The organism is Collimonas sp. OK607 (assembly GCF_900111995.1).
GTDB lineage: Bacteria > Pseudomonadota > Gammaproteobacteria > Burkholderiales > Burkholderiaceae_D > Collimonas.
In genome coordinates, this window is record NZ_FOKF01000010.1 from 1 (window position 1) to 25,613 (window position 25,613).

A 25,613-nucleotide genomic window follows, 5' to 3' on the forward strand; every position below is an offset into this window, starting at 1 on the left:
CAGTATTGGGCAATCTGCCGCCCGCCGCCTATGAGCGGAAAATGGCAGAAAAAGAACCTATTGTTGTGTCCGAAATTACTTGACCACCGCAGCCTTCCCTCTGACGTGGTGTGCGAACTGATGGACAATGAATTTCTACACGGAGTTCATGCCCTTGCAGGTGCCATGCATCCCTAGCCGACCTAGCCGGGAGGAACCCACAGGCCATGGCAGTCATGAGGTCGCGCACCAGCTTCTCAATAGATCGAGGGGGTGGGAGGGGAAAAATCCATGCGGATGGGAATCGACATAATGGACCTTCACCTGATTTTTGTACCGGCGAGATGGGTCGGGCGCTATTTGAGGCACTCCCCTAGCGCTACATGCGAATGCCTATCCAGTTGCATGCGCTGGAGGATGTGTCATAGTCTTGCAGAGATCCCCCCCCAGCTATACTCAAATTGAAGAAGTACGAGTTGCTCTCCTCAATCGGGGTGATGTGGACCGGTTAGCTGAGCTGATCAAATTGTGCACGAACTATATTTATTATTCTTAGGAATCGGCCGGGGGATGTAAAGAAAATCCGCTCAATCTCGCATTGTCGTTGCTTAAAGAAACATAAAGGAAATTTGGATGAGTTGGATTGTATACACAGATGGTGGTGCGGCCCCTTCTAATCCCGGCCCTGCCGCGTGGGGCGCGGTCATTATTGCCCCGGACAAAGTTGTCTCGCACCACAACGGATTTATTGGACATGGCACCAACCAAATTGCCGAGCTAACTGCTGCGATAGAAGGTCTTTTGCTCATTCCTGCGGATTCCAAAGTAGAGCTGGTGTCAGATAGCCAGTACGTCCTCAAAGGCTTAACAGAGTGGCGTAGTGGATGGGAAAGAAATGGTATGCGCAACTCAAAAAAGGAGCTGGTTGCGAACCTTGAATTATGGAAGCGGCTATACCATGTAGCGGATGCCCGCAAAGTTGCTACGCGCTGGATTAAAGGTCACAGCGGCGATAAATATAATGAGCAAGCCGACGTACTGGTTGGTGAGGCGATTGCATTAGCGCGCAGGAACGCGGCTTGAGAATGGAAAATCTATGATGACATTATTTGCCGTACCTGTTTTCGATGCGACTGTAATCGTCGAAGGAAATGAGCTTTTCAAAGGACAGGGTTCAGCAACGCGTTGGGCTGAACGCTTGGCCGCTGAAATTGGCAACATGGTGGTTGCGAAAAAGATCGGAAACGGCTGGGCACTGTGTGGCTCGGTGGATGGCATCGATTGCGTGTGGGGCATTCACGGGCAGCGACTTAAACGAATCGAATTGAAGGAAACTTAATCTTTGGTGCTGCAATAGTGGGGGAAAGCCAGTACCCTAGCGCTACAGGTCACCCTGTAGCCAATTGCAGGCGCTGGTGTTATGACCACCACCATGCCGGTTTAGTCTGACGTCCAGCGCTGGTCAAAGCGGATCAATTCGCTGGTGTTGCACCTGCATTGATTGGGAGGGTGTGCTCCCGGTTGATGCCGGAATTCAAGACGATTGTCCTTATCGCAAGCCGGTTTTATCATCGCTGTCTTCGTTGACGTCTAAAAAAGTACTGGGAGATCCATGCCTGATATGCATCATATCCGCAGAGGTGAGAAATGAAGATGAGTTTATTCAAGTTCGGCCTCGTTCTTATCGCTGCGGCGCTAACCGCCTGCGCGGCGCCGCAAAACGATGGAAGCTCTGATGCCGTGAGACAGCAGCTCACACCAACCGGCAAAGTGAGGGTCGCGATCTCTGTGGGGCCGACAGCGAACACGTTCCGCGCGACGCTCGATCCGGCGACTGGTCGCCCGCAGGGTGTGGCAGTAGATTTGGCTAACGCGCTCGGCGAAAGACTTGGCGCACCGGTAGAGTTCATGCTGTATGACAACTACGTGGAACTACTCGAAGCGGCCCACCACGGTGTGTGGGACGTCACTTTTCTCCCGTTCGATGAGGAACGCACGAAGGTGTTGGACTACGGGCCTCCATATTACCGCTTCGAGTTCACCTATCTCGTTCCCAGCGGCTCCGCAATCCGCGCTCAAGCGGATGTGGATCGTCCCGGCGTAAGGATCGCTGTTGCGGAGGGATCGGTTACAGCCCGAAATCGGCAGCAGGCTCTGAAGAACGCGACTCTGCTCCGCTTCAAGACACTTGCCGAGATTCAGGAGCAGGTGCGGGCTGGGAAAGTGGATGTGGCCGCTGCGGGACGCGAAACGCTTGCGGGTCTCGCTGCCCAAGTTCCCGGTGCGCGCGTTCTGGATGGTTCCTTTCATGTCGAGGGCGTCGCCGTGGCGGTGCCAAAGAACCGACCTGCCGCGCTCGAATTCGTTTCCGATTTCATCGAAACCGCGAAAGCGACTGGGATCGTCCGCCGGGCCTTCGACAAAGCGGGGTTCAAGGACGCAGTGGTTGCGCCGGCAGCGTCTCGACCGTAATGCCTCCTATCTGCTTGCCTGGCCGTGACAACGAGCATGCTGGACCCTGATGCTTTCCCCGGACCTGATCTTCACGGGCGACGATAGCGCGATGAACAACCTGCTGCTGACGCTCCTGGGTGCCGTGGCTGAGTTCGAGCGGTCGATGATCCACGAGCGTCAGCGCGAAGGCATCGCCATCGCCAAAACCAAAGGCGTTTACACAGGCCGCAAGCAACAACTGACTCCGCAACAAGTAGGTGAGTTGACCGCATGCGTCGAGCATGGGGAACCGAAGGCGAAAATCGCCCGTGACCTCGGGATCAGCAGGAACACCTTATACAATTACATCGAGCGGCTGCGTTAAACAGCCGGGATATCATATGGCATAGCCGTGTGGTTGTTGGCAGCAGCTAAATGTCTGCATGATTGGGTTACTGGATGCGCTGGACTGCGCCATGGGTGTAGCCGTACCAATGGCGCCACCGCCTGCGTCTTCTATGGGCCTGCCAATCTAGACCAGCGCCGTGTACAAGCTAGAAGACTTCGGGTTGGTACTAATCGCACTCGTTGCCCTGATGTTCTGGAGGTTTCCGCCTTGGCTAGTCGTTTTTTTTGGGGGCGGCGTGACCGGCTGGCTGTTGAATATCACGCTTTGATGTAGCTGGAACCTTTTTTCTTTTCGTTTTCCATAATCGTTCTGTGGAGGCGAAAGTGCGATAGGCCAAATTCACGCAACACAAATTGACCTTCAGTGAAAGACCGCCAAATAAGAAGGATGCTGTTGTGCTCGATTGCATGGCCATCCAACAGCCCCACCCTGATTTTCTATCAGCCTTTCGGGTTTTCCAGCGGTAATCGCAGCACCACCAGGGTGCCATGCGATGTGTCGGAAATCCTGATGTCCCCGCCAAAATAGCGTGCGCGTTCGGCCATGCCGGCGATTCCCCAGGACTGGCGGTTGGGTAGTTGGCCGGCATCGATGCCCCTGCCATTGTCCTCCACCTCCAGCCTGATCCAACCATCTTCATGCATCACCCGAATGTCGACCTGCGATGCATAGGCATGACGCGCCACGTTGGTGAGCGTTTCCTGCACAATACGAAACAGCGCCGTGCTGCGTTCCGCGTCAATGACGGATTCCTCGGCAGAAGGATCGATGCTGACGTGGCAGCGAAAACCGCTACGCGCTTCGATTTGTGCGGCAACCCATTCCAGCGCGGCCCACACCCCGAGTTGATCCAGCACGCTGGGCCGCAAGTCGGTGATCACTCGGCGCACCGTGTCTACCGCCGCGTCCAGTAATGCACAGGCATCCAGCAGGCGCGGATTGGGAACTTTGCCGGCGCGGTCATCCTGAGTCATTGCGACCGACAGGTTGGCCTTGATGCCGGTCAGCACACCACCCAGTTCGTCATGAATTTCGCGTGCGATGCGGATGCGCTCGTTTTCCTTGATACGCTCCTGATAAGCCACCAGTTCGTGCAACTTCTCATGCGACAACTGTAATACGGCTTCCGCCAACTTGCGTTCGCTGATATCCACGACCGTGCCGCGCAAGAGCGTCGTGTGCCCATCGGCATTGACGAGCGGATGTCCCCGCGCATGCATCCAGCGAATCTCGCCGGTGGGGAGTACGATGCGGAACTGGTCGTCAAAATCGCGGCCTTCGCGCAACGCCGTCTGTATCAGTTCGTGGTAATGCCGGCGGTCTTCCTGATGCACGAGCCGCAGGTATTGCCCGCCGTAGAGGGCGGGCAGCGCCGGATCGATACCAAACAGCCGGTAGGTCTCCAAAGTCCATGTGACGGAACGAAGCACTGGGTCGAGCGCCCAGCCACCGAGTCCTGCGATGCTCTGAGTCAAGTTCAGGTTCGCCTCACTCGCCTGAACCGTTTGTAACATGTCTTGCAGGTCCTTATTGCTCTGATGCAACTGCTTGCGCAGCCCGCTGATAAACCCGCCCATCAGGGCGAACCAAGGCAAGGTGAACGCAAGGGCCAGCCACTGCAGCAGTTCCAGACCCAGGTCCAGCGAGTGCGGCTTGAAATACCACAGCAGGCTGATCACCCCGCCGTAGGCGCACAGAATACCCGCAGCGTAAGCCATTAATGCCCGGACAGTGAGTCGCAGCACGCCGAACAGAAAGATCATCAGCAGGAGTACAAGGAACACGACCCGCTCCCCATCAGCGGCGTACATGGCGTACAGGATAACCAGGGTCGCAATCAACATTTGCGGAGCGGTGAGACTCGGGTCGCTGAACCTCAGATTGAGTCCCGAGCGGAACATGATATAGAAGGCCAGGACCGCAAGCAGGACGAGCGTGGCGCTTTGATAGAATGCCGCGCTAGACAGAGCGCCCTGCAGATAGCAGGCAAACAGCAGGCCCAGCGCCAAGAATGACGTTCCGGCCGCCATGAAATAGCGGTACATGCGCAACGACTGCTTGGCGTCGATTGGTTTTGGGCCGCTGCCGAACGCCGTTATTCTGATTCTGTGCACTGGTTATCCGAATTCTATATTTACAAAAATATGGGATTTGCAAAAAACGACGCGCTTGGCCTGAGCTGGTTGACCGCAGCATCAACGGAGAAACATGTTATCGCTAAAGCGCAAATGAATGGGCTTTAAATAACCGGCCGGCCTGGCTCACACCAGAAGCCAACAACAAGCGCCTAGGATCAGGTAGCCATCGAAAATACCGCCGATACAAAGGCAAATGACGACAAGCTGCCGGTATGGCCGTCGCCCGTCAAGACGCAACCAAAACCATCGTCGGTTAGCGTTTCACAGGCCACGCTACCAACAGCACGCGGTATGAACGATACTGATAATGAAGCAAGGGTACAGCTCCGCATAAAATGCTTCATGTACCAATAAAAGAGAAAAAGAGAAAAATGAGTAAGCGCAATATCAGAGTTTTGCTGGTGGATGACCATAGCATTGCCCGCAACGGCGTGCGCCTGATGCTGGGAACAGAGAACGACATTGAAGTTACGGGTGAGGCGGAGACGGCGAAGGACGCCATGCAACTTATCCGCAACAATGATTTCGACGTTGCGCTGTTGGATATCGCGTTACCGGGAACGAATGGCCTTGACCTCCTTAAGTCGTTACGGACAGAGAAACCAAAACTCGCCGTTCTGATGCTAAGCATGTATTCGGAAGATATCTACGCCTTGCGTGCAATGAAGCATGGTGCTGCCGGCTATCTCACCAAAACGGTGTCTGCAGCGACCCTGGTTGCTGCAGTTCGGAAGGCAGCGGCTGGTGGCCGGCATATTAGCCCCGAGCTGACAGAAATATATATCGACGTCATTGGCGGAGGCAACAGGACGCGGCATGCTGCGCTATCCGACCGGGAGCTGGAGGTATTGAAGTTGCTCGCTGCAGGTGAAAAAATTATCAATATTGCCAAGACGCTACATCTGAGTCCGAACACCGTGACGACTTACCGCACCCGTATCCTGGAAAAAACGGGGATGGATAGCAACGCTAAACTGGCCCGTTATGCACTCGAAAATGGTCTACTAACTTGATTTGCTTTAATCGCCTCGTAATATATGCCCCCCTTGTAGTTGAACACTTACAAAAAAATGCGGTAAATACCTATGGCAACCCCTGGTTGACTTCAGCATACTTCTCTCGTCTTCATACAGTAAGCAGCGTCATTTTCAATAGCATCACGAAATCAGATATCAGGAGACAGCAACATGGCAAGACTTGCATTAGTGACTGGCGGCATGGGCGGTTTAGGTGAAGCGGTATGCATCAAATTGGCAGCTCTGGGGTATCGAGTAATCACAACCCATTCACCCGGCAATACCAAGGCCAACGAATGGCTGGCAGCGATGGACCGACAAGGTTACCAGTTTCGCGCCTATCCTTGCGACGTGGCTGACTACGAGTCGGCCAGGGAATGCATCCGCACCATCGAGAAGGAAATCGGCCCGGTCGATGTGCTGGTCAACAACGCCGGCATCACGCGCGACATGACCTTCAAGAAAATGGATAAACCCGACTGGGATGCGGTAATGCACACCAATCTCGATTCCGTATTCAACATGACCAAGCCAGTGTGCGATGGCATGGTCGAGCGCGGCTGGGGCCGCATCATCAATATCTCGTCGGTGAATGGGCAAAAAGGCGCGTTTGGGCAAAGCAATTATGCGGCGGCCAAGGCCGGCATGCACGGGTTTACCAAAGCATTAGCACTCGAAGTAGCGCGCAAGGGTGTGACGGTGAACACTATTTCACCTGGCTATATCGGCACCAAGATGGTGATGGCGATTGCACAGGACGTACTCGACAGCAAGATCATTCCGCAGATCCCGATGGGCCGCCTGGGCAAGCCGGAAGAAGTTGCCGGTTTGGTCGCCTATCTTGCTGCAGATGAGGCCGCCTTTGTGACCGGAGCGAATATCGCCATCAATGGCGGCCAACATATGTCCTAAAGGTGCGCACTGTTTGTAGTCATATATGACGGTAACGCACCCTAATTGTTGCTGCACCCCATATCGGTGGCAGCTTGTTTAAAGCACCTATTGAACCTCAAGGAAAAATCCATGTTTTCGATTTCAGAACAATTTTCAAGCGCTATCAAGGCCAACTTCGAGGCCCAACTCGCCATGATCAATGCGCTGACCGGCACAGCGCTCGAAGGTGTCGCAAAAGTTATCGAATTAAATGTCGGCGCCGCCAAAGCGTCTGCTGCAGAGTCTGCGGTTACAGCCAAGCAACTGCTCTCCGCCAAAGACCCACAGGAATTTTTCGCGCTGAGCGCAGCGCAAGCACAGCCGAATACGGAAAAGGCGCTGGCCTATGGCCGTCACCTGGCTGCCATTGCGTCCAGCACCCACGTTGAATTCACCAAAACTACTGAAGCGCAAATTGCCAATGCCCACAGCAAGGTAATCGGGTTGTTGAACGAAGTCGCCAAAAATGCACCCGCCGGTTCCGAAAGCGCGGTAGCGATACTGAAATCATCCTTTGACAACGCCAACGCCGGCTACGAGCAGTTGACCAAAACCGCCAAACAAGCAGTGGAAGCGCTGGAAACCAATCTGACTGCGGTCACGGACCAGTTTTCGCAAACAGTAGGAAAAACTGTTAATCAGGCTAACAAGAAGTAACGAGTTTGCGTGACAGGTTTTGACGGGCCGCTTAGCGGCCCATTTTCTTTTGCGCAAGCCCAATCTGCCCTCTCAGAACCGAAAAGCGGTCTTTACCAGGTCAACGTCAATTGTCGCAATCTTTACACGTATAGCAGACATTCAGCTCGCCGGTGTTGACCGCAAGGCCGGGCATCGCGTCGTCCAGGAGCAGTGGCAGTGCGAATCAGCTTGCCGGGCCGTGTCGAGTCTTCACACGCACCCCTTAGTTTTCCCTGACGACATCTGATCTATCTTTCAACCGGTGAAAGATAGCCTGCCAGTCAGGCTTGCCGGTATTGCCCGACTTCGCGCATCTCGCAACGGTTAGCCCGAGCCTGATACGTCCAGAGCATGTCGAGCTTCGCCGGCCAACCTTCGGTCTCGTTCTTGCGAGAACAAGCGCAGCGCGAATCGTCCGGCATCGGTACCCCGCAGGCGCAGCACCTCGTCGCGCATCGCGGTAGGTACCTTGTCGAGCGCGGGATAGGCGGCACGGTAGCCCGCTGGGAACAGCACAGGTGCGGCGAGCGCTGCAAACGTCAGGTCGGCGGCAGTGAAACGTCCGCCGACCAAGAATTGGCGCCCATCGCTAAGTCGTTCGCTGACGTTATTGAAGACGCCATGCACGCGTTCAATGGAGCGACGGGCATTCTCCGGCGTAATCCTCAACCCTGTGCGGACGAGGCGGACCACACCCGGCATGATTAGCGGCAGTATGCCAGCCTCGAAACGTGGTACGCCACGCGACATCACTTGACGGAGCAGGCGACGCTCCGTCAGCAATTGCGCATAAGCCCAACGCCTCGTATGCGGGCCGAGTTTCTCGTCGAAACGCGCCTCAAGTGCTTCGACTTCTTTTCGCAGTGCCGAGTCGCGTGGATAAAGAAGGTCGCCGCCGCAAACGGCATTCGCATGAATCAGGATGTCGGTAGAATCAGTGAAGCGACCCGCGCCATATATCAATACCGGTACACTGCGGCCACCGTTGCGCATCGTTGCCAACCGGTGTAGCAACGGCACATGCGGTTCTTCGCGATACGGCAGCGAGAGCCAATCGAGCGCCCACCGTGCCTTCTCGCAGTAGTGGCTGTGTGGCATCGTAATCAGAACGGCGGGGGTAGCACTGTTGTCCGTCATTGGGACGATGCTCCTTGTCGGGCTTGCGATTCGGTTACGGATCAAATATCCGTCGGAATACAGCACGATGTCAAATAGGGCCTGTCTCCATTGCCCAAATCACGCATGCAACCACAGTCTGCCCGCACCTAGTACGTCAAGAACAAGCCCAGGCTCACCGGCCAGGAACCCGCCATGTCCAAGATCACGACCCCGATGCTGTCACCAACGCCAGCCACCGGTGACGCAATATCCAACTTGCCAAGCTCGGGGATTGGTATATTATTAACAAGCAATAATGACAACAATCCGACTTACTCGAAAGTGCCAGACATACAACATTGCAACAATTATGACTGAAAAGTATTTTTTTTGCGTTAATAACAACATCATTTAAAAACAATAAAGACAACACAGGGAGTCAATTCAATATGAGTAATCACCCTACCCCGTTCGCTCCACTCAACAACAATCTCAACGAACTGGTGACGTATGACCCAGATCACTTGCTTGATTTTTTGAGCAAAAAATTGCTGTTGAAAAATGATGCGGCGCTCGCCCGCGCACTCGAAGTGGCACCGCCGGTCATCAGCAAAATCCGTCATCGCCGTTTGCCGGTGGGCGCATCACTGCTAATCCGCATGCACGAAATCAGTGATCTCACGATTGGAGAATTGCGCAGTTTGATGGGGGATCAGCGAGCTAGATATGGTATTAGCGACAAACATTCCCAGACAAAGGATGTTTAAAGTCCATGACTAAAAATTCCCAGTCTGCCGATGCCTAGGTGTGAACCTGGCCCTAGGAACGTCATAGGGCCGCGCACGCTACGATAGGCCGTAGATATAGCTTGGCGCTGCGTCGCGGCCAATTTAAGTGGCGTATCGAACGTCTTGCCTCCGCCTTATCGCGGGCAGAACCGATCCTTGTGCGCTCGACCAGTTGCAGGCGCTGGCGCGAATTGACCACAGCATCGGTTCTGGCTGACCTGCTGTGCTGACCCGCCCCGACTTATCCTGATGGCGTTGACCTTACTACCTCGAGTTTAAAACGCTAAACACCCTTTCATTGTTCATTGCGGTAGTTGTTGTCTCAAGGTTGCCAGTTCGTCTGGTCGCAGTTATTTGGTTTGCGTCATGGTGCATTTTTAATATTGCCTATCATTTCGACAACATCATTCCTACAATGGACCAATCCCTTAGCCAGAGTTATCCGCAACAAACCAACCCAAAGAGGTATCAAAATGACGCGTCTATTTTGTATATCAACGCTATTTGCAGCCATTGCCCTTGGCGGATGTGCGAACTTACAATCGAATGAATTGAAATTCGTTGCTGTTCCCGGCGCTCCAAAAGCAGTCGGCCCTTATTCGCAAGGCGTGGTCTCAAACGGAATGCTTTTTACAGCGGGATATACCCCGCGTGATCCTGTGACCGGCAAGCTGATCGAGGGCGATATGGTCGCAGCAACAAATCGTGTTATCGATTACCTTGAGGCTGTTTTACTCGGTGCCGGTTGCTCGCTAACAGACGTGGTCAAAGTAACCGTCTACATGACAGATCTCGCCGACTTTGCGAAGATGAATGAGGCGATGGCAGCAAAATTCGGAAGCCATAAGCCTGCGAGAACAACTATTCAAGTCGAAAAAATACCTGGGGGCGCAACCATCACAATGGACTTTATTGCGCGGGTACCACCGCAATAGCGGAGGCGATTCACGGTTCCTTGATTCCGAAGCTGTTCATCGTGGTTGATTGCTCGACCGGACGGTTTTTACCGACTGCGCCCCTTCGCGCCTGACAGTATATAGTCGCCACAAACCCTCGGTAAGCATAGTCAATGCCGGCGAAACAGCGTTGAACCGGTCAACGACTACCAGCGATGGTGGTCAACTTTAGCGGAATATGCAACCAGCAAGCCGCATTCCATTTCCGCAACCACTGCCAGCATCAACTTCTTGGGCTGTGACGATGAGCGCGTGCTTGAACCCGAAACTTTCCCAGATGGCATCTAGCCTATCTTCGGAATTCCGAAGATACGCATCGGCTGCCATGCCACCCAAAATCGAGCACAAAATATCAAAACCCCGGATTTAAATCCTTTTATCATTCTTCCACAAAGGAGAACTGATGAATTACCTCGATCAAATCCAACGCAGTGTCGATTACATCGAAGCCAATCTTGACCAGCCAATTTCCATCAATGCAGTGGCAAGCGGTGCCGGACTTAGTCAATGGCATTTTCAACGCATCTTTAAAGGACTGACGGGCGACACAGTCAAGGACTACATCCGCTCGAGAAGACTCGGAAAAGCACTTGATCAGCTGCTGAACAGCGACAAAAAAATCATCGACATCGCAATGGAAGCGGATTTTGAAAGCCAGGAAAGCTTTACACGGGCGTTTAAATCCGCGTTTGATACTACGCCGGCTGAATATCGCAAAATTGGAAAGAGACGCCCATTCCCGCAAAAGGTAAAGTTCGACCAAGACTACCTTGAACATATCAACAAGAGGATGAATACCGTCCCCGAAATTTATGAGCAAAAGGAAATGCATCTTGTGGGACTAAGGACAAGCTTCTTTGGCACCGACTCGGAGAAAAACAATATTGGCGAAAAACTCCCGCCTCTGTGGCAGCAATTCCTTCCCCGGCTATCCGAAATCAAGAACACGGTCGGCGGGACTTGTTACGGCGTCGTCAGGCAGATAACAGAGAACAGCGATGAACTGGAATATTTTTGTGCGATTGAAGTGACGGCGCTCATGGATATCCCGGACAGAATGCTGGCGATTAAAATCCCGGCATGCACCTACGCCAAATTTGCGCACAACGGCGCCGTCAGCTTGATCGACAACACCATCAACTACATTTACTCGACCTGGCTGCCGCGCAGCGGAAGAAGACACGCAAATACGGCCGATCTGGAGTTCTATGGCGCGGGCTATAACCCCAGCTCGAATGAATCGGTCATGCACTATGCCATCCCGATAAATCGATCATGACAGGAGCAGAAAACATGAATGCAGATCTTGAGAAGACGTGGGAAAAATATACCTCTGCCTGGAAAATGACAAGCAAGGCGGAGAGGCTGGCTATATTTTCAGAGGCACTCGCGGATAACGCCGTTTACACAGACCCGCTAACGCAAGCGGCATCATGGGACGAGCTCATCAATTACATGGAGAATTTGCATCAACAGATTCCCGGCGCCCATTTCGTCACAACCTGTTTCATGTCTCACCATCAAAAAAGCATCGCTAACTGGGAAATGAAAACGCAAGAGAACATAACTGTGGGAACCGGGATAAGTTACGGCGAGTATGACGATCAAGGCAGATTGGTCCGCATGAATGGATTTTTTGAGAATAACTCTTGAAATTTACACAGAGGTGGGGCCAGGTCTTTGCACTGAGGTAAGCGAAAATTCACCTGGCCGTCGGTGCCAGCATCCTCTCCTGCACCTCCGGAGACAAAGGCTTCTGCCTCATCCAGTCGGCCAAGAGTCGATCATAGCCGGCCGCGTAAGCCAGATATTTGCGACTACCGTCAGGCATCACGGAAAACGAACGGATGCCGTGATCCGACTGCGGAAAAACCGCAATCGCGATATCCTTGCCGCTGCCGCGCAAGGCATTCAGGCGCGCGATGGTCGGCGCGCTGGGCGCCACCGAATCGTCTTGCGCAAACACCCACAGCTGCGGGATGGCGAGCTGCCGCAGCACCGCCAGCGAATCGTAATGCCAGATCACTTGCGGGCTTTCGCTGCGCGCCCGTTCCACCTCGCCGCGCAGCAGTGCGCCGCTGTACTGGCCATCGACTTTCGCCAGCCAAGGCTCGCCCGCGTATTTATCCTTAGCCAGCAGCAATTGCGGCATGCCGCGACGGAAATCCGATGCCGCGACATTGCCGGCCAGGGCAGTCAGCGTACGCGCCTTGCCGATCACATCTTCGCCGTAGCCGAGCTGGCGCAACTGGTAGTCAACCTGCCACTGGTCCTGCTCGATCGGCGTACCGATCACGCCATAACCGACCACCAGGAAATCCGCCTGTGCCTTAAGCGCTGCCAGCGGCGCGACCCAGCCGCCTTGGCTGAAACCGGCGAGGCCGACGCGGCCGATACGGCCAGCGCCCAGCCGGCGCGCCTCGTCTACCGCTGCTGCGGCGTCGCCCGCCAACAGCACGAAATCCTGGGTATAAACGCCACCTGAGCCACCAGTGCCGCGCTTGTCAAACAAGAAGGCGGCGACGCCTTGGCTCGCCATCAGGAATGCATGGTTGCTGGCATCCACCGTGGCGCTCGATTCGGATCCGTGCACCAGCACGAACAGTGGCGGTTTGTCGCCGCCGGCCATCGGTTCGATCAGTTCGCCATTCAGCTGCACCGCACCGGACATGAAACGAGTGCGGGTAATCCGCAGCGGCAACCGCGACCACCGTTGCGCATCAGCGCCGGAAAACTGCAAGTCGAGCGAAGTGGCCTGGCATCCGGCATAAGTCAGGCGCCCCGCCAACCTGGCCGGATTATCGGCGTCCTGCGCGGCGTTCAATACGCCGTCACCAGCCACCTCAAAGACGCCGCTGCGGCCGTTGAAATCAGTCACCAGCAATGTCTGCGGAAAACCCGGGCGCTGGGTCAGGGTGACGATCTCGCCCGCCGGTGAACGGTAGGCGCCCGTAAGACAGGCCGGCGCCGCCGTCGGCAGGGACTGGGCAAAAGCCGCGCCTGAAAAGCAGGCAAGCGCAAATACTGAATAGCGGAAAATAGTAGAGGTTCGAGCTTTGGTGGATGGCATTTGAATTCCTTGACGTAGGTGCCAAATCCTACCCGATATATTTACCACAAGGCAACTATGCCGCCTGAGCCAAACCTACGCAGTGGTCAATTGGCACTAGCCCAGCGGCACCGTGCCTTCGCTGGACATCGCTTTTTGTTCCTTGGCGCGAATCGACTCGTCATTCCAAACAACGATCTCGCCAGTCATGATCTTTGCCAGCACCACGCCATTGAGGATCAACTTATTCGACTCGACTCCCGGAAGATTCACTACGGGGACAATTGCGGTAACCATTGATGGAAACTGAATAAGCTTGCGCTCTTCCAGTTCCTTGCCCGTAAGTGCAACATCCGAAACCGAAAAATCCGCAGCACCAGATGAAACGCTCTTGGCAAATTCGTCCGTCTTCCTATCAGAATATTTTAACGAGAGTGGCTTTTCGATAGAACTAAAGTCATCGGCCAGGGCCATGTACAGCCCGTGCATGTAGGGAGCGCCCATGACATTGCCGGTTACGACGCTCTCGCTGAACGCTGGGTTCACCAGGAAGAAAGATGCTGCCACCATCCAAAACATTTTCGAGAATGAATTTTTCATAGTCCCTGTGTGGATAACTAAAAATATGAAAGGCTTGTGACTGAGAGGCGTTCCCGCTTGCCAGGAATGGCGGCGGAAAGCAAAGCTATCAACGCAAACCCGGGCTTTCCTCATGAAAGCGGACTTGCGTTGACTAGACCAGAGCGCTTTACCTGATGTTGATCCAGGTGGTTTTCAGTTCCGTATATTTATCGAAAGCATGCAAGGATTTATCGCGCCCGTTTCCGGATTGTTTGTAGCCACCGAACGGCACCGTTATGTCATCGTCGTCGTACTGGTTGACGTGCACCGTGCCCACGCGCAGCGCCCGTGCGGTTTGGTGGGCCTTGCGGATATCCGAGGTCCAGACTGCTGCCTGCAAGCCGAACGCGGTCGCATTCGCTGCACGGATCGCTTCGTTCAAATCGGTGAAGCCGAACACCGACAATACCGGCCCGAAGATTTCTTCGCGGGCGATCTTCATCGTGCTGTCGACGTTATCGAACAAGGTCGGCTCGATGTAATAGCCACCGCTCTCGCTGCGTACTTGCTGCCCGCCCGCCAGCAATTGCGCGCCTTCCGCCTTGCCCGATGCGATAAAACCCAGCACCGAGTTCATCTGGATATCGTCGACGATGGCGCCCATCACGGTTGTCTCGTCCAGCGGATCACCTGGCTTGAAATTCGGCACCAGTGCCAGCGCTTTGGCAATGAATTGCTCCTTGATCGATTTCTCCACGAACAAGCGTGAAGGTGCGTTGCAGCTCTCGCCCTGATTGAAGTAGATCGAACCTACCGCCGCTCGCACGGCGGCATCCAGGTCGGGGCAATCCGCACACACGATGTTGGGCGACTTGCCACCCAGCTCGGTCCAGACCCGTTTCAGATTGGACTGTCCTGCATATTGCATGATCTGCTTGCCAACCCGCGTCGAGCCGGTAAAGCCGATGCAATCGACATCCATGTGCAAGGCCAGCGCGCTGCCAGCCTCATTGCCATAACCCGGCACCACGTTGAACACTCCGGGCGGAATGCCGGCTTCCAGCGCGATTTCAGCCAGCCGCAGCGCCGACAGCGGTGACTTTTCCGATGGCTTCAGCACCACGCTGTTGCCGACCGCCAATGCCGGCGCGATTTTCCAGGAGGCCATCAGCATCGGGTAATTCCACGGTACGACTGCAGCTACCACACCGACCGGCTCGCGCGTGATCAACGCCAGGGCAGTGTCGGGCGTCGGGGCAATCTCGTCATAAATCTTGTCGACCGCTTCGCCGTACCAGCGGATGCAGTTGGCCGCCCCTGGCACGTCCACGCTACGGCTGTATTTGATAGGTTTGCCCATATCAAGCGTTTCCAGCAGGGCCAGCTCATCCCGGTGTTGCAGCAGCAAATCGGCAAATTTGATCATGGTGCGTTTGCGCACCGCCGGCGCCAGCCCGGCCCAGCGTCGGTCTTCGAAAGCGGCGCGTGCTGCAGTCACCGCCGCGTCGATATCGATCGCCTCGCAACGGGCGACATCGACCAGCTTGCGGCCATCGACGGGAGAAATACAGTCGAAGGTTGCGCCGGACTGCGCTGCGACACGCTGACCGTTGATGAAAGCGCGTCCGTCAAACTTCAATTCCGCAGCGCGGTCATGCCAACGTGTGTTCGTCATTTGAATATCCTTAAAATGTTTACATCCAGCCGCGCTGGGTAATATCTGTCAAAGTTGCATCGAGACAAGCGCGAATCAAGGCCACCATCTCGTCAATTTCGGCATGCGTCATCACCAGCGGCGGCGCGATGATCATCCGGTCACCGACGGCGCGCATGATCATGCCATTGTTAAACATATGACTGCGGCAGACCATCCCGACCTCCAGCTTCGCGTCGAATGACACGCAATCATGCACATTCGCCGCTTTTTTCCGCACCAGATTGATACCGGCGACAAAGCCGCAGGTATCCGCAGCACCGACCAATGGATGATCGGCCAGTGTCTCGAATTTCTGTTTCAGGTAGGGGCCGGTATCATCGCGCACCCGCTCGACCAGCTTTTCTTCCTGGATGATGCGGATGTTCTCCAAGGCCGCGGCGCAGGCGACCGGATGGCCGGAATAGGTGAAGCCGTGGTTGAAGTCACCGCCTTTTTCGATCAGCACATCGGCCACGCGATCGCCGACCAATACGCCACCCAGCGGTACATAACCAGAGGTCACGCCCTTGGCGAACGTCATCAGGTCTGGCTTGATGCCGAAATATTCGGAACCGAACCAATGACCGAGGCGACCGAAGCCGCAAATCACCTCGTCGGCGACCAGCAAAATGCCGTATTTGTCGCAGATGCGCTGAATCTCAGGCCAATAAGTGGACGGTGGGACGATAACGCCGCCGGCGCCTTGTACCGGTTCACCGATGAAAGCGGCAACCTTGTCGACGCCGACTTCCAGGATTTTCTGCTCCAGCCAGGACGCGGCTTCAAGCCCGAATTCTTCCGGCGTCTTGTCCTTCCCACCTTCCAGGTAATACGGCTGGCCGATATGGACGATGCCCGCAATCATGCCGCCCTGCTCGTGCATGCCGGACATGCCGCCCAGCGAGGCGCCTGCCATCGTGCTGCCGTGGTAGGCATTGTGACGGCTGATGATGACGTGGCGATCCTTATAACCTTGCAAGTCCCAGTAGCGACGCACCATGCGGATGATGGTGTCATTGCCCTCGGAACCGGATCCGGTGAAAAAGACATGGTTGAACTGCGGCGGCGAGATCTCGACCAGTTTGGCCGCCAGTTGCACCGCCGGCACATTGGTAGTCTGGAAAAAACTATTGTAGAAAGGCAATTGCTGCATCTGCGCATACACCGCATCGGCGATGCTCTTGCGGCCATAGCCGACATTCATGCACCATAAACCGGACATGCCGTCGAGCAGGCGCTTTCCTTCCGAATCCCAGATGTAGATACCTTCGCCCCTGACCATTACGCGCGAGCCCTGGCTGGCCAACGCCTTGGAATCGGTGAACGGGTGCAGATAATGGGCGGCGTCCAACTCCTGGATCGCACGAGTATTGACTGGCGTTTCGACAGCCATCGGGGCGATTTTATTTGGATGCATGTTCTACCTTCAGCTCTCGTTGCTACTATATAAAATCAGACATGCAGCAGCAGATGCTCGCGCTCCCAAGGACTGATCACCTGCATGAACTCCGCATGTTCCAGATCCTTGATCGCCGCATAGACATCGACAAAACGGTCGCCCAGCACCTGGCGCAAGCTCGTCTCGTTGCGCAAGTCTTGCAGCGCTTCGGCTAAGCTTTGCGGCAACTGGAAATCGAGGTGATACGCGCTGTCGACCATCATCGGGGCTGGTTCCAGCCGTTCGGTCATTCCCAGATAACCGCAAGCCAGTGTCACCGCCAGCGCCAGGTACGGATTGGCGTCGGCGCCCACAACACGGTTCTCGATGCGACGATCTTGCGGCCCGGATTCCGGGACCCGGAATCCGACCGTGCGGTTATCCTTGCCCCACTGGACGTTAATCGGCGCAGCCGTATGACGCACGATACGGCGGTACGAATTCACGTACGGCGCCACAATCGCCATCGCGGCCGGCATGTAACGCTGCAGGCCGCCGATGTAATGCGAGAACGCCTGGGAGGCGGTGCCATCCTGCTTGCTGAAGATGTTCTTGCCGGTCTTGGTGTCGACCACGCTTTGATGGATATGCATCGCCGAACCGGGCTCGCCAGTCATCGGCTTGGCCATGAAAGTCGCATACATGTCGTGCTTCAATGCGGCCTCGCGCAAGGTCCGCTTGAAGAAGAAGACCTTGTCCGCCAGACCCAGCGGTTCGCCGTGCAAAAAATTGATTTCCATCTGGCCGGCACCGATTTCATGGATCAGCGTATCGACGTCGAGTTGCATCAGTTCGCAGTAATCGTAGATATCCTCGAACAGCGGATCGAACTCATTGACCGCATCGATGCTGTAAACCTGGCGGCTGGTTTCAGACCGGCCACTGCGACCCACCGGCGGACGCAACGGTATATCGGGATCGATATTCTTGGCGGTCAGATAAAACTCCAGTTCCGGCGCGACGATTGGGGACCAGCCTTTGTCGGCGTATAGCTTCAGCACGCGGCGCAGCACCGAACGCGGGGCAAAATCGACCAGCGAACCATCGGAAAAATGGCAATCGTGAATCACCTGTGCCGTCGGGTCGACCGCCCATGGCACCAGCGTAATGGTATTCGGATCTGCCCGCAGAATCATGTCGCGATCAGTGGCCGAAATGGCGCGCTCGTACGCGGCGTCGCCGGACGGATAGTTACCGGTAACTGTCATCCCGAGTACCGCTTCCGGCATACGCATGCCACGATCTTCGGTGAACTTGGTGCGCGGCATGATCTTACCGCGTGCTACACCGGTCAAATCAGGCACCAGGCATTCGATTTCAGTGACCCGCTTTTCATTGAGCCACACGTCCATATCGGCGTAGGTAAAATTTTCACGTATAGCCATGAGATTCTCTATAAATTCATCGAATCAGGACATGTGCAAAGATCAGTTGTGATGCACCACATCGGTCAACATATTCTGCACCTGATCGGCATATTATGCACCTGATCAAGCTTCGATTTTTGCGGAGTATCTTTATCGATAATCGTATCGGCGAATATGTGTTTTGCGTAAATCCTGTGTATATTATTCGCTGGCGGCGTTATCGGATTCGAGTGGGCCACCCATTGAAAACGCCACCAATTTGCCGCCTGGCCCGGGCGCCGCCGCTGGCCTGACCAGCAGCGACTTCAGTGATCAACGTATTTCGCTGAATGGCTATTTCATGCTGGGCCAGACCAAGATTGGCGCCGGCCTGGTTGATCGCAAGATAAAAACCGCCAGCGACACACATTCCGATTTGTATTACCTCGGCGTCAGTTATCCGTTTTCTTCCTATTGGGTGCTGGATGCACAGATTTCGCGCCTGGGTGTCAAGGATACTGACAAAGTCTCCACACTGGCTGTGGCGCGCGTGACTTATAACCTGTCGAAACGCACCGCGTTGTACACATCGCTTGGCTATATCCGGAATGCAGGTTCGGCAGCCATTGCGCTGGATGCGGGCGGCACCGTGGGTGTCGGATTGAATCAGGTCGGTGTCATGTCGGGTATTCGCCACATGTTTTAAGCAAGACGGGCAAAGATACGCTCATTCAAAAAAGCAGATGATCTAAATTAGAGCGACAAACCATGTCTTCCTGGTGACACCCAATGTTGGCCCGGGAAATTCCGGGCCAACGAATGTCTTTTCAACTTCAAACGGCAATGGATTTGAAATATGGCCGTCCGGCTCGATCACTGCAAGGTGACCGGAACGGAACCAGGCGCCGTCGAAGGCGCAGGCAACAGTGATGTTCCGCTTGCGTGGCTCCGATACATTTCCAGCGCCAGCTCCTGACCGATATGAGATAGCTGCGTCGCAGCCCCTTCCGCAGCACCTTCGGCGGACTCGACAACGCGCGCAAACATCAGCGATTCGTATTCAGCCACGGCTTCATTCCAGTCAGCGCGCTCGGCCAGCAGGCGCGCCAGTTCGACGGCATCGAACATGGCGTTGTTTACCCCGTCGCCGCCAAAAGGCGACATCACATGCGCTGCGTCTCCCAGCAATGTGAGGCCACGCCGGCCAGCCCAGCAATGCCCCACCGGCAGCGCACAGATCAGGCGGATAGCGAAACTATCGTTACTGACCCGGAACAGATCGAGTATCTCGGGAGCGAAGCCGTCGAATTCCTTGAGCAGCTCTGTGCGCATGGAAGCTGGTGAGGCAATGTCAAAACGCCCTGCCGCCCAGTCTGCCGGCACGCGGAAGATGGCATAAGCGCGGATGTGCGCATTACCATTGCGTTGCGCGATAATTTCCTTGCAGTCGGCTTCAACACTCATCTTGCCGCGTCCCACCAGTTGCGACAAGGTGGGATGGCTGCGGTCCACGTCATCGATGCCGCACTCGACAAAGGTAAGGCCACTGTATTGAGGCCGGTACGGCGACAGCAATGGCCGCACTTTCGACCACGCGCCATCGGCGCCGACCACCAGGTCGAACGGCCCCTCGTTGCCATGATCGAAGGCCAGGTCCCAGCGACCGTCGTGCCGCGCCCGCACTTCACGCATCGTGCAACCCCAGCGCACGCAAGTCGCAGGCAATGCCTTCAACAACATGGCGCGCAGTTCCGTGCGGTCCACCTCGGGGCGGTCGCCGCTGGCAGCATCCTGGTCCTCGAACAGCACGTTGCCGGCCTTATCGAGCAAGCGCGTACCTTGGTCATCGTAGCGGGCGATGGCCTGGAACGCCTCCAGGAGACCGGCCTGCCTGAGCGCCAGCAAACCCGATTCCTCATGCAGGTCCAGGGTGCCGCCCTGCGGGCGTTCCAGCGCATGGGATTCCTGCTCGAATACGGTCGCGGCGATGCCGTGCAGATGGAGGGTGCGGGCCAATGTGAGGCCGCCGGGGCCTCCGCCAACTATGGCTAAGCGTAATGGCGAGGGTAATTGTGTATTCACAGAATGGATTGATTCGATTATGATAGGTACCTATATAAAAACATAGTTACCTATTGAATGTCAATATCATGAAAAATGATCTTTCCGAGAACCCGATGAGACTCGTCGGCCAGGCTTACCGTACGTTCGGTCGGCTAGTCGACAGCCCGCTGCGCACGCTGGGTTTTGCCATGGGGCAGTTGCCGGTGCTGGTCGCGCTCAAGAAGAACGGCGCCCTGTCGCAAGCCGAACTGGCGCGGCTTGCGCAGGTGGAGCAGCCCAGCATGGCGCAACTGCTGAATCGCATGGAACGCGATGGCCTGGTTCAGCGCATCCCCAATCCGAACGACAAGCGCAGCCAGCTAGTCTCGCTGACTGCCGATGCCTCACAGCGGTTGCCAAAAGGGAAAGCTGTCATGGATGCAGCTAGCCGGCAAGCATTGGAAGGTTTGACCAAAGAAGAACAAGATCAATTGGTGGCGCTGCTGGTGCGCGTAAATGGCAATCTCGATCGCGCTGCAAGCTAGCCGATATCAATCTCAACTGAACTTGGCGGCGCCGGACGACTATCGGACAGACGGACTGTTCAATGCTGCGGCAGCGCCTATGAGCGCCTTGAAGGCATCCTCATTTATTTCATCATCTTCATGAAAATCGATAGCACGCCTGGTGTTGCCTTCAAGGCTGGAGTTGAATAGTCCTGACGGGTCCTTGAGCGCAGCGCCCTTGGCGAAAGTCACCTTGACGACGCTCTTGTATGTCTCTCCGGTGCAGATCATTCCATCGTGATACCAAACCGGAACACCTCTCCACTTCCACTCCTCGACTACATCAGGGAGAGCCTGTTTGATGAGGGTGCGGACATGGGACAGCATCTTGCCCCGCCAGTCGTCCAGTTCCTTGATCCGTGCGTCGATCAGCCGCCATGGGGATTCACTCTCGGCTGTTGCGGTCGTTGCGCTCTTTTTCATTTTGTCTGCACCTCATTCGGTCGTTTTTCGATCTTGCTCGGGCAGCAATCACCAATCGTCCGCGCCGGCCCACATGAGGCCGGCGTCCATCGATGCTCCGGCAGGCTTCAGTCAATCCGTGCCAAAACCTGTTCCAGGGCCGCAAGAAATTTCGGCCAACCGATCTTGGCGCCCTGATAAGCCTGCTGCTGATCCGGCCGGAAGCCCGACTGCACCATGCGCAGGCTAGTGCCGGTACTCGTGGGCGTGAGAGTCCAGGTAACGACGCTCTCCAGACCATAGGCCGCCCACGTGTAAGACAGCGTTTTGTGCGGCTCAATTGCCAGGACCTGGCAGTCGACAGCACCCCAGTCGGCGTTGAGATTGAAGCGGTGATCCATGACAGGCTTGAAATCGTTCTTCATCAGCCACTCCTCGATCAGGTGTGGTTGCGTGAGCGCGCGCCAGATCTTTTCCGACGGAAAAGGTATCTCCCGTTCGACAACAACGGAAAGCGTTTCGGTTGCAGTATTGCTCATTGGTCCATCCTTTTCAAAAGTGATTCGAGCTGATCGAACCGTTCTTTCCAGAAGGCGCCATAGAGGCTCATCCAATCGCGTATGGGCGCAAGTGCTAACGGTTGGGCGCTGTAATGCGTCTCGCGTCCCTCGTGCCTGTCGTTCACCAACCGCGCGTGCTTTAGAACGCGCAAGTGCTTGGACACTGCCGGCTGTGATACACCGGCGTGATCAGTCAATGCGCGTACGGTCAGTTCTCCGTCACGCGCCAGGCGTTCAAAGATCGCCCGGCGTGTCGGGTCGGCCAGAGCCTTGAAAATGTCGTTTTCTACCGTTTGCATTTTTAATGCATAACCAAATGGTTATTGATCGTCAAGCCCTGTTCTGATGATATCGATCCCGCAACACTAATCCGCTTAGCTGTATGCTCAGAATGCACCAACGTAGTTCTCTGCCAGCGATGTAGCCAGCGCGCGCGAGCTCACGATATTTTCCAGTTCAGCGCGTTGCATCTCGCGTTCGAACGGCGTGGCGTCGGCGAAGGTATGCAACAGACGTGTCATCGTCCATGAGAAATATTCCGCGCGCCAGATGCGCTTCAATGCTTCGTCGCTGTAGCCGTTCAGGTGTTCTTCACTGCCCTGGCGATAGAACTGGTCCAGCCCGCGTGCCAGTAACCGGACATCCGACACCGCAAGGTTCAAGCCCTTGGCGCCGGTCGGCGGTACGATATGCGCGGCGTCGCCAGCCAGGAACAACCGCCCTGCTTGCATTGGGGTAGAGACGAAGCTGCGCATGCCGATGATATTTTTCTGGAAGATGCGGCCTTCCTTGAGCTTCCAGCCGTCGCGATTCTCCAGCCGTGCGTGCAGCTCGGCCCAGATGCGGTCGTCGGACCAGTTGTCTGTATGGTCGCTGGGATCGCACTGGAAATACAAGCGCTGCACCGTCGGCGAGCGCGTGCTGACTAGCGCAAAGCCCCTGTCGTGCCGGGCGTAGATTAGTTCATCGGACGATGGCGCCGATTCCACCAGAATACCGAACCAGCCGAACGGATAGATGCGTTGGAAATCCTTGCGCAGACCCTGGCCAGGCATCGCCGGACGCGACACCCCGTGATAGCCGTCGCAACCGATGATGAAATCCGCTTCCAGCTTACATTCCGCGCCGCCATGGAGGAAAGTGACAGATGGCTGCGACGTTTCCACGCCATGCAGCGCAACACCGCTCACTTCGAACAGCAACTCGCCCTGCGCCGCCAGCCGCGCAGCCACCAGATCCTTGATCACTTCATGCTGTGGATAGACGGTAATGGCCTTGCCGGTGAGCTCAGTCAGGTCGATACGGTGACGAGCGCCATCGAAAGCCAGCTCTATGCCGTGATGTAGTGCGCCCTCGCTACGCATACGCTCGCCGACGCCAGTCTCGGTCAAGATATCCATAGTGCCCTGCTCCAGCACGCCGGCGCGGATGGTGCTTTCTATCTCGGCGCGCGAGCGCGACTCGAGGACGACAGATTCTATGCCCTGCAGATGCAGCAGGTGGGATAACAGCAGGCCGGCCGGGCCGGCGCCGATGATGGCTACTTGGGTACGCATGGCGTGTCTCCGATGTTGTGTTGGTATAACTTCATCGTAGCCGCGCCGCGCTTCAATAAACATGGATGAAGCGGCATAAAACTTGTACTATTTTGACACACCGCATTTCTCGAACGCTTTCTCGATTACTTTCCCGATATGCCAAAACTCTCCAAACCAGCCGCTGCAGAGATCCCCCAGTTCGCCCTGTACGGCGAACAAACACGTGCAGATAATGCTGAATTCGTTCATATCGAATTGATCGAAACGCGTAGCAGTCTGTATAACTGGCATATCGCCAACCATACCCACCCAGGATTGTTTCAGGTACTTTTCTTATTTAGCGGCAAGGTTCGCGCAAGCGTCAACGAAGCCGTATGGGAACGCAGCGGACCAGTTGCCATCACGGTCCATCCCTCGGTAGCGCACGGCTTCGATTTTTCGCAAGGAGCGCAGGGTTATGTCCTGACGGTAGACCAGAACGTGATCTTCGCCGTGGCAGGGAACCACGCCGACCTTTATTCCTCGTTGTTCGTGCAGCCGCTGGCAGTCGACCTGGCCGACTTGCCGGAAGTGCACAGCCGGCTAGAGTCGCTGCTGAAAAACCTGATGACGGAAGCTTCCTGGCCCCAGTATGGCCATACGCTCATGCTGGAATGGCTAGCCCGTAGCGCTCTGCTGCTGCTGGTTCGGGTACACGCAGAGCATCGGCTGGCCGACCAGTCGGGCCGCAGCGACTTCGAACTTTTCAGCCGCTTTCGTGCTGAAGTGGAGCGGCATTTCAAGGACCAGTGGCAGGTCCGGCAATACGCCGATATCCTGCGCGCTACACCGACGCGGCTGAATCGCCTTTGCCTCAAGCTGTCCGGCAAGTCGGCTTTCGATATCACGCAAGACCGGCTGATGCTGGAAGCCTGCCGCAAGCTGACCTATCTCCCGATCAGCATCGCGAGCATCGCGTATGAACTGGGGTTCCAGGACCCGGCCTATTTCAGCCGTCTGTTCAAAAAACGCATGGGCGTCACGCCCAAGGAATTCCGCCGCTATCCAGCCGAAGCGGCAGAGCCGGAAGAAAACTAGAGCAAGGCGTTCAGCTCAACCTGGATCTTGATCATCGCCGGCAGGCACCGTTCCACCATCTGATCGATCGGCATGCGACCGGCGTGCACACTGATGTTCATCGCCGCCACCACCTCGCCGCGGAAGTTCTTCAGAGGGACCGCGATGGTGCACAGGCCTAGTTCCAGCTCCTGATCTACCAACGCATAACCGCGGACGCCGGCACGCGCGATCTCCAGCGCCAGGCGTTCCTTGTTGACGATGGTGTACTCGGTGATCTGCTCCGGCTGGGCACGCGCCAGGAAAGCCTCGATCTGCTGCGGCGGCAGGCTGGCCAGCAGCATGCGGCCGTTGGCGGTGCAGTAGGCAGGTACCCGCGTGCCCGGTTGCAACGTCGACGACACCAGTTGCCCGGCACTGACGGCGGCCACGCACACCAGCTGGTCGTGATCGAGCACACCGACCGACGCGGCCTCCCCTAACGCATACGCGAGTCGATACAACAGTGGCTGAACCACCCGCGGCAGCCGTGCCGAATGCAGATAGGATTGTCCTAGCCGCAGCACCATCGGCGTCAGCGAAAACAGTTTGTTCTCGTGCCGCATGTAGCCGAGGTGGGTTAGCGTGATCAGGTAACGCCGCGCCGCCGCGCGCGTCAGCCCGGTGCGTTCGGCTATCTCTGCGATGCTCAGGCGGCTGCGTTCCTGGTCGAAGGCCTCGATCACTTGCAAGCCTTTTTCCAGTCCGGCGATCAAATCACGCTTGGCGGGCGGGTCAATTTCAGTGTTCATAAGAAAAAAACGTCAATTTGGGCGATATTCGCACAAATTGTGCGTATAGCGAATATAGCACGCCTTATCTCCCTTGTGACCGGATGGCGGCTTGCATACCATCGTCTTCATCCCTTCCGCATCTCATACAAGGAGTCAT

At 55.9% G+C, this 25,613-nt stretch carries 27 protein-coding genes; 14 read left to right on the forward strand and 13 right to left on the reverse strand.

Annotated features, from left to right (window positions below):
* Positions 1–612 precede the first annotated feature (612 nt).
* The 4 genes from BM029_RS09030 (at position 613) to BM029_RS09045 (ending at position 2,797) form a co-directional block, all read left to right on the forward strand.
* Positions 613–1,062, forward strand: coding sequence for a ribonuclease H family protein (locus tag BM029_RS09030; protein ID WP_092434926.1), 450 nt, complete (start codon positions 613–615; stop codon positions 1,060–1,062).
* Between the two features lie 13 nt (positions 1,063–1,075).
* Positions 1,076–1,318, forward strand: a complete 243-nt coding sequence (locus BM029_RS09035) for a hypothetical protein (RefSeq protein ID WP_371329105.1) — start codon at positions 1,076–1,078, stop codon at positions 1,316–1,318.
* Between the two features lie 308 nt (positions 1,319–1,626).
* Complete coding sequence (locus BM029_RS09040; protein WP_092434928.1) at positions 1,627–2,451, forward strand: transporter substrate-binding domain-containing protein; 825 nt, start codon at positions 1,627–1,629, stop codon at positions 2,449–2,451.
* Between the two features lie 49 nt (positions 2,452–2,500).
* Positions 2,501–2,797 carry a recombinase family protein gene (locus BM029_RS09045; RefSeq protein WP_092434930.1) on the forward strand — a complete coding sequence of 99 codons (297 nt, stop codon included), beginning with the start codon at positions 2,501–2,503 and terminating at the stop codon, positions 2,795–2,797.
* A 464-nt stretch (positions 2,798–3,261) separates the two neighbouring features.
* Here BM029_RS09045 and BM029_RS09050 read toward each other — a convergent pair whose 3' ends face one another.
* Entirely contained in the window at positions 3,262–4,866 is a 1,605-nt protein-coding gene (locus BM029_RS09050) for a PAS domain-containing sensor histidine kinase (RefSeq protein ID WP_092434932.1), read from the reverse strand.
* 464 nt (positions 4,867–5,330) lie between these two features.
* On the opposite strand from BM029_RS09050, the gene BM029_RS09055 reads away from it, so the two are divergent.
* The 3 genes from BM029_RS09055 (at position 5,331) to BM029_RS09065 (ending at position 7,565) form a co-directional block, all read left to right on the forward strand.
* Positions 5,331–5,972 (forward strand): response regulator, encoded by a 642-nt coding sequence (locus tag BM029_RS09055; RefSeq protein ID WP_092435242.1) that lies wholly within the window; start codon positions 5,331–5,333, stop codon positions 5,970–5,972.
* A 174-nt stretch (positions 5,973–6,146) separates the two neighbouring features.
* The gene (gene phbB, locus BM029_RS09060) at positions 6,147–6,887 is read left to right on the forward strand and encodes an acetoacetyl-CoA reductase (protein WP_092434934.1); all 741 of its coding nucleotides are present in this window, start codon (positions 6,147–6,149) and stop codon (positions 6,885–6,887) included.
* A gap of 111 nt (positions 6,888–6,998) precedes the next feature.
* The gene (locus BM029_RS09065) at positions 6,999–7,565 is read left to right on the forward strand and encodes a phasin family protein (RefSeq protein ID WP_092434937.1); all 567 of its coding nucleotides are present in this window, start codon (positions 6,999–7,001) and stop codon (positions 7,563–7,565) included.
* 345 nt (positions 7,566–7,910) lie between these two features.
* Here the strand turns inward: BM029_RS09065 and BM029_RS09070 are convergent, their stop codons facing one another.
* A complete protein-coding gene (locus BM029_RS09070; RefSeq protein ID WP_092434940.1) occupies positions 7,911–8,723 on the reverse strand; it encodes a glutathione S-transferase family protein in 813 nt (270 codons plus the stop codon).
* A 410-nt stretch (positions 8,724–9,133) separates the two neighbouring features.
* Here BM029_RS09070 and BM029_RS09075 point away from each other — a divergent pair, with 410 nt between their 5' ends.
* The 4 genes from BM029_RS09075 (at position 9,134) to BM029_RS09090 (ending at position 12,081) form a co-directional block, all read left to right on the forward strand.
* Entirely contained in the window at positions 9,134–9,451 is a 318-nt protein-coding gene (locus tag BM029_RS09075) for a hypothetical protein (RefSeq protein WP_092434943.1), read from the forward strand.
* Between the two features lie 494 nt (positions 9,452–9,945).
* Positions 9,946–10,407, forward strand: coding sequence for a Rid family detoxifying hydrolase (locus BM029_RS09080; RefSeq protein WP_092434946.1), 462 nt, complete (start codon positions 9,946–9,948; stop codon positions 10,405–10,407).
* A 424-nt stretch (positions 10,408–10,831) separates the two neighbouring features.
* The gene (locus BM029_RS09085) at positions 10,832–11,707 is read left to right on the forward strand and encodes a helix-turn-helix domain-containing protein (protein ID WP_092434949.1); all 876 of its coding nucleotides are present in this window, start codon (positions 10,832–10,834) and stop codon (positions 11,705–11,707) included.
* Between the two features lie 14 nt (positions 11,708–11,721).
* On the forward strand, positions 11,722–12,081 hold the full coding sequence (locus BM029_RS09090; RefSeq protein ID WP_092434952.1) for a nuclear transport factor 2 family protein: 360 nt from the start codon (positions 11,722–11,724) through the stop codon (positions 12,079–12,081).
* A 49-nt stretch (positions 12,082–12,130) separates the two neighbouring features.
* Here the strand turns inward: BM029_RS09090 and BM029_RS09095 are convergent, their stop codons facing one another.
* The 5 genes from BM029_RS09095 to BM029_RS09115 all read right to left on the reverse strand — a co-directional run bounded on the left by BM029_RS09095 (position 12,131) and on the right by BM029_RS09115 (position 18,557).
* Positions 12,131–13,498 carry an alpha/beta hydrolase family protein gene (locus tag BM029_RS09095; RefSeq protein ID WP_092434955.1) on the reverse strand — a complete coding sequence of 456 codons (1,368 nt, stop codon included), beginning with the start codon at positions 13,496–13,498 and terminating at the stop codon, positions 12,131–12,133.
* Between the two features lie 96 nt (positions 13,499–13,594).
* Positions 13,595–14,077, reverse strand: coding sequence for a substrate-binding domain-containing protein (locus BM029_RS09100; protein ID WP_170851027.1), 483 nt, complete (start codon positions 14,075–14,077; stop codon positions 13,595–13,597).
* Positions 14,078–14,225: 148 nt separating this feature from the next.
* Positions 14,226–15,713, reverse strand: coding sequence for an aldehyde dehydrogenase (locus tag BM029_RS09105; RefSeq protein ID WP_092434960.1), 1,488 nt, complete (start codon positions 15,711–15,713; stop codon positions 14,226–14,228).
* 19 nt (positions 15,714–15,732) lie between these two features.
* On the reverse strand, positions 15,733–17,151 hold the full coding sequence (locus BM029_RS09110) for an aspartate aminotransferase family protein (protein ID WP_092434963.1): 1,419 nt from the start codon (positions 17,149–17,151) through the stop codon (positions 15,733–15,735).
* Between the two features lie 35 nt (positions 17,152–17,186).
* Complete coding sequence (locus tag BM029_RS09115) at positions 17,187–18,557, reverse strand: glutamine synthetase family protein (protein ID WP_092434966.1); 1,371 nt, start codon at positions 18,555–18,557, stop codon at positions 17,187–17,189.
* A gap of 163 nt (positions 18,558–18,720) precedes the next feature.
* Between BM029_RS09115 and BM029_RS09120 the strand changes: the two genes are divergently transcribed.
* Complete coding sequence (locus BM029_RS09120) at positions 18,721–19,224, forward strand: porin (RefSeq protein ID WP_371329106.1); 504 nt, start codon at positions 18,721–18,723, stop codon at positions 19,222–19,224.
* A gap of 167 nt (positions 19,225–19,391) precedes the next feature.
* Here BM029_RS09120 and BM029_RS09125 read toward each other — a convergent pair whose 3' ends face one another.
* The gene (locus tag BM029_RS09125) at positions 19,392–20,600 is read right to left on the reverse strand and encodes an FAD-dependent oxidoreductase (RefSeq protein WP_092434972.1); all 1,209 of its coding nucleotides are present in this window, start codon (positions 20,598–20,600) and stop codon (positions 19,392–19,394) included.
* Positions 20,601–20,668: 68 nt separating this feature from the next.
* Between BM029_RS09125 and BM029_RS09130 the strand changes: the two genes are divergently transcribed.
* The gene (locus BM029_RS09130; RefSeq protein WP_211482455.1) at positions 20,669–21,106 is read left to right on the forward strand and encodes a MarR family winged helix-turn-helix transcriptional regulator; all 438 of its coding nucleotides are present in this window, start codon (positions 20,669–20,671) and stop codon (positions 21,104–21,106) included.
* A gap of 39 nt (positions 21,107–21,145) precedes the next feature.
* Here the strand turns inward: BM029_RS09130 and BM029_RS09135 are convergent, their stop codons facing one another.
* From BM029_RS09135 to BM029_RS09150, 4 genes are all read right to left on the reverse strand, one after another.
* The gene (locus BM029_RS09135) at positions 21,146–21,550 is read right to left on the reverse strand and encodes a DUF1801 domain-containing protein (RefSeq protein ID WP_092434978.1); all 405 of its coding nucleotides are present in this window, start codon (positions 21,548–21,550) and stop codon (positions 21,146–21,148) included.
* 107 nt (positions 21,551–21,657) lie between these two features.
* Positions 21,658–22,068, reverse strand: coding sequence for an SRPBCC family protein (locus tag BM029_RS09140; RefSeq protein ID WP_092434981.1), 411 nt, complete (start codon positions 22,066–22,068; stop codon positions 21,658–21,660).
* Positions 22,065–22,388 (reverse strand): ArsR/SmtB family transcription factor, encoded by a 324-nt coding sequence (locus BM029_RS09145; protein WP_092434984.1) that lies wholly within the window; start codon positions 22,386–22,388, stop codon positions 22,065–22,067. Before BM029_RS09145 ends, BM029_RS09140 begins: the two co-directional genes overlap by 4 nt.
* An 87-nt stretch (positions 22,389–22,475) precedes the next feature.
* Entirely contained in the window at positions 22,476–23,645 is a 1,170-nt protein-coding gene (locus BM029_RS09150; protein WP_092434987.1) for a 4-hydroxybenzoate 3-monooxygenase, read from the reverse strand.
* A 138-nt stretch (positions 23,646–23,783) separates the two neighbouring features.
* Between BM029_RS09150 and BM029_RS09155 the strand changes: the two genes are divergently transcribed.
* Positions 23,784–24,704, forward strand: coding sequence for a helix-turn-helix domain-containing protein (locus tag BM029_RS09155; protein ID WP_092434990.1), 921 nt, complete (start codon positions 23,784–23,786; stop codon positions 24,702–24,704).
* Here BM029_RS09155 and BM029_RS09160 read toward each other — a convergent pair.
* Positions 24,701–25,474 carry an IclR family transcriptional regulator domain-containing protein gene (locus tag BM029_RS09160; RefSeq protein ID WP_092434993.1) on the reverse strand — a complete coding sequence of 258 codons (774 nt, stop codon included), beginning with the start codon at positions 25,472–25,474 and terminating at the stop codon, positions 24,701–24,703. The genes BM029_RS09155 and BM029_RS09160 overlap by 4 nt on opposite strands.
* Positions 25,475–25,613: the final 139 nt, after the last annotated feature.

Bases quoted from the DNA above. Each gene is read 5' to 3' on its own strand.
- BM029_RS09030 (WP_092434926.1), top strand. From the start codon at position 613: ATGAGTTGGATTGTATACACAGATGGTGGTGCGGCCCCTTCTAATCCC.
- BM029_RS09035 (WP_371329105.1), top strand. From the start codon at position 1,076: ATGATGACATTATTTGCCGTACCTGTTTTCGATGCGACTGTAATCGTC.
- BM029_RS09040 (WP_092434928.1), top strand. From the start codon at position 1,627: ATGAAGATGAGTTTATTCAAGTTCGGCCTCGTTCTTATCGCTGCGGCG.
- BM029_RS09045 (WP_092434930.1), top strand. From the start codon at position 2,501: ATGCTTTCCCCGGACCTGATCTTCACGGGCGACGATAGCGCGATGAAC.
- BM029_RS09050 (WP_092434932.1), bottom strand. From the start codon at position 4,866: ATGTACCGCTATTTCATGGCGGCCGGAACGTCATTCTTGGCGCTGGGC.
- BM029_RS09055 (WP_092435242.1), top strand. From the start codon at position 5,331: ATGAGTAAGCGCAATATCAGAGTTTTGCTGGTGGATGACCATAGCATT.
- phbB (WP_092434934.1), top strand. From the start codon at position 6,147: ATGGCAAGACTTGCATTAGTGACTGGCGGCATGGGCGGTTTAGGTGAA.
- BM029_RS09065 (WP_092434937.1), top strand. From the start codon at position 6,999: ATGTTTTCGATTTCAGAACAATTTTCAAGCGCTATCAAGGCCAACTTC.
- BM029_RS09070 (WP_092434940.1), bottom strand. From the start codon at position 8,723: ATGACGGACAACAGTGCTACCCCCGCCGTTCTGATTACGATGCCACAC.
- BM029_RS09075 (WP_092434943.1), top strand. From the start codon at position 9,134: ATGAGTAATCACCCTACCCCGTTCGCTCCACTCAACAACAATCTCAAC.
- BM029_RS09080 (WP_092434946.1), top strand. From the start codon at position 9,946: ATGACGCGTCTATTTTGTATATCAACGCTATTTGCAGCCATTGCCCTT.
- BM029_RS09085 (WP_092434949.1), top strand. From the start codon at position 10,832: ATGAATTACCTCGATCAAATCCAACGCAGTGTCGATTACATCGAAGCC.
- BM029_RS09090 (WP_092434952.1), top strand. From the start codon at position 11,722: ATGAATGCAGATCTTGAGAAGACGTGGGAAAAATATACCTCTGCCTGG.
- BM029_RS09095 (WP_092434955.1), bottom strand. From the start codon at position 13,498: ATGCCATCCACCAAAGCTCGAACCTCTACTATTTTCCGCTATTCAGTA.
- BM029_RS09100 (WP_170851027.1), bottom strand. From the start codon at position 14,077: ATGAAAAATTCATTCTCGAAAATGTTTTGGATGGTGGCAGCATCTTTC.
- BM029_RS09105 (WP_092434960.1), bottom strand. From the start codon at position 15,713: ATGACGAACACACGTTGGCATGACCGCGCTGCGGAATTGAAGTTTGAC.
- BM029_RS09110 (WP_092434963.1), bottom strand. From the start codon at position 17,151: ATGCATCCAAATAAAATCGCCCCGATGGCTGTCGAAACGCCAGTCAAT.
- BM029_RS09115 (WP_092434966.1), bottom strand. From the start codon at position 18,557: ATGGCTATACGTGAAAATTTTACCTACGCCGATATGGACGTGTGGCTC.
- BM029_RS09130 (WP_211482455.1), top strand. From the start codon at position 20,669: ATGAAAAATGATCTTTCCGAGAACCCGATGAGACTCGTCGGCCAGGCT.
- BM029_RS09135 (WP_092434978.1), bottom strand. From the start codon at position 21,550: ATGAAAAAGAGCGCAACGACCGCAACAGCCGAGAGTGAATCCCCATGG.
- BM029_RS09140 (WP_092434981.1), bottom strand. From the start codon at position 22,068: ATGAGCAATACTGCAACCGAAACGCTTTCCGTTGTTGTCGAACGGGAG.
- BM029_RS09145 (WP_092434984.1), bottom strand. From the start codon at position 22,388: ATGCAAACGGTAGAAAACGACATTTTCAAGGCTCTGGCCGACCCGACA.
- BM029_RS09150 (WP_092434987.1), bottom strand. From the start codon at position 23,645: ATGCGTACCCAAGTAGCCATCATCGGCGCCGGCCCGGCCGGCCTGCTG.
- BM029_RS09155 (WP_092434990.1), top strand. From the start codon at position 23,784: ATGCCAAAACTCTCCAAACCAGCCGCTGCAGAGATCCCCCAGTTCGCC.
- BM029_RS09160 (WP_092434993.1), bottom strand. From the start codon at position 25,474: ATGAACACTGAAATTGACCCGCCCGCCAAGCGTGATTTGATCGCCGGA.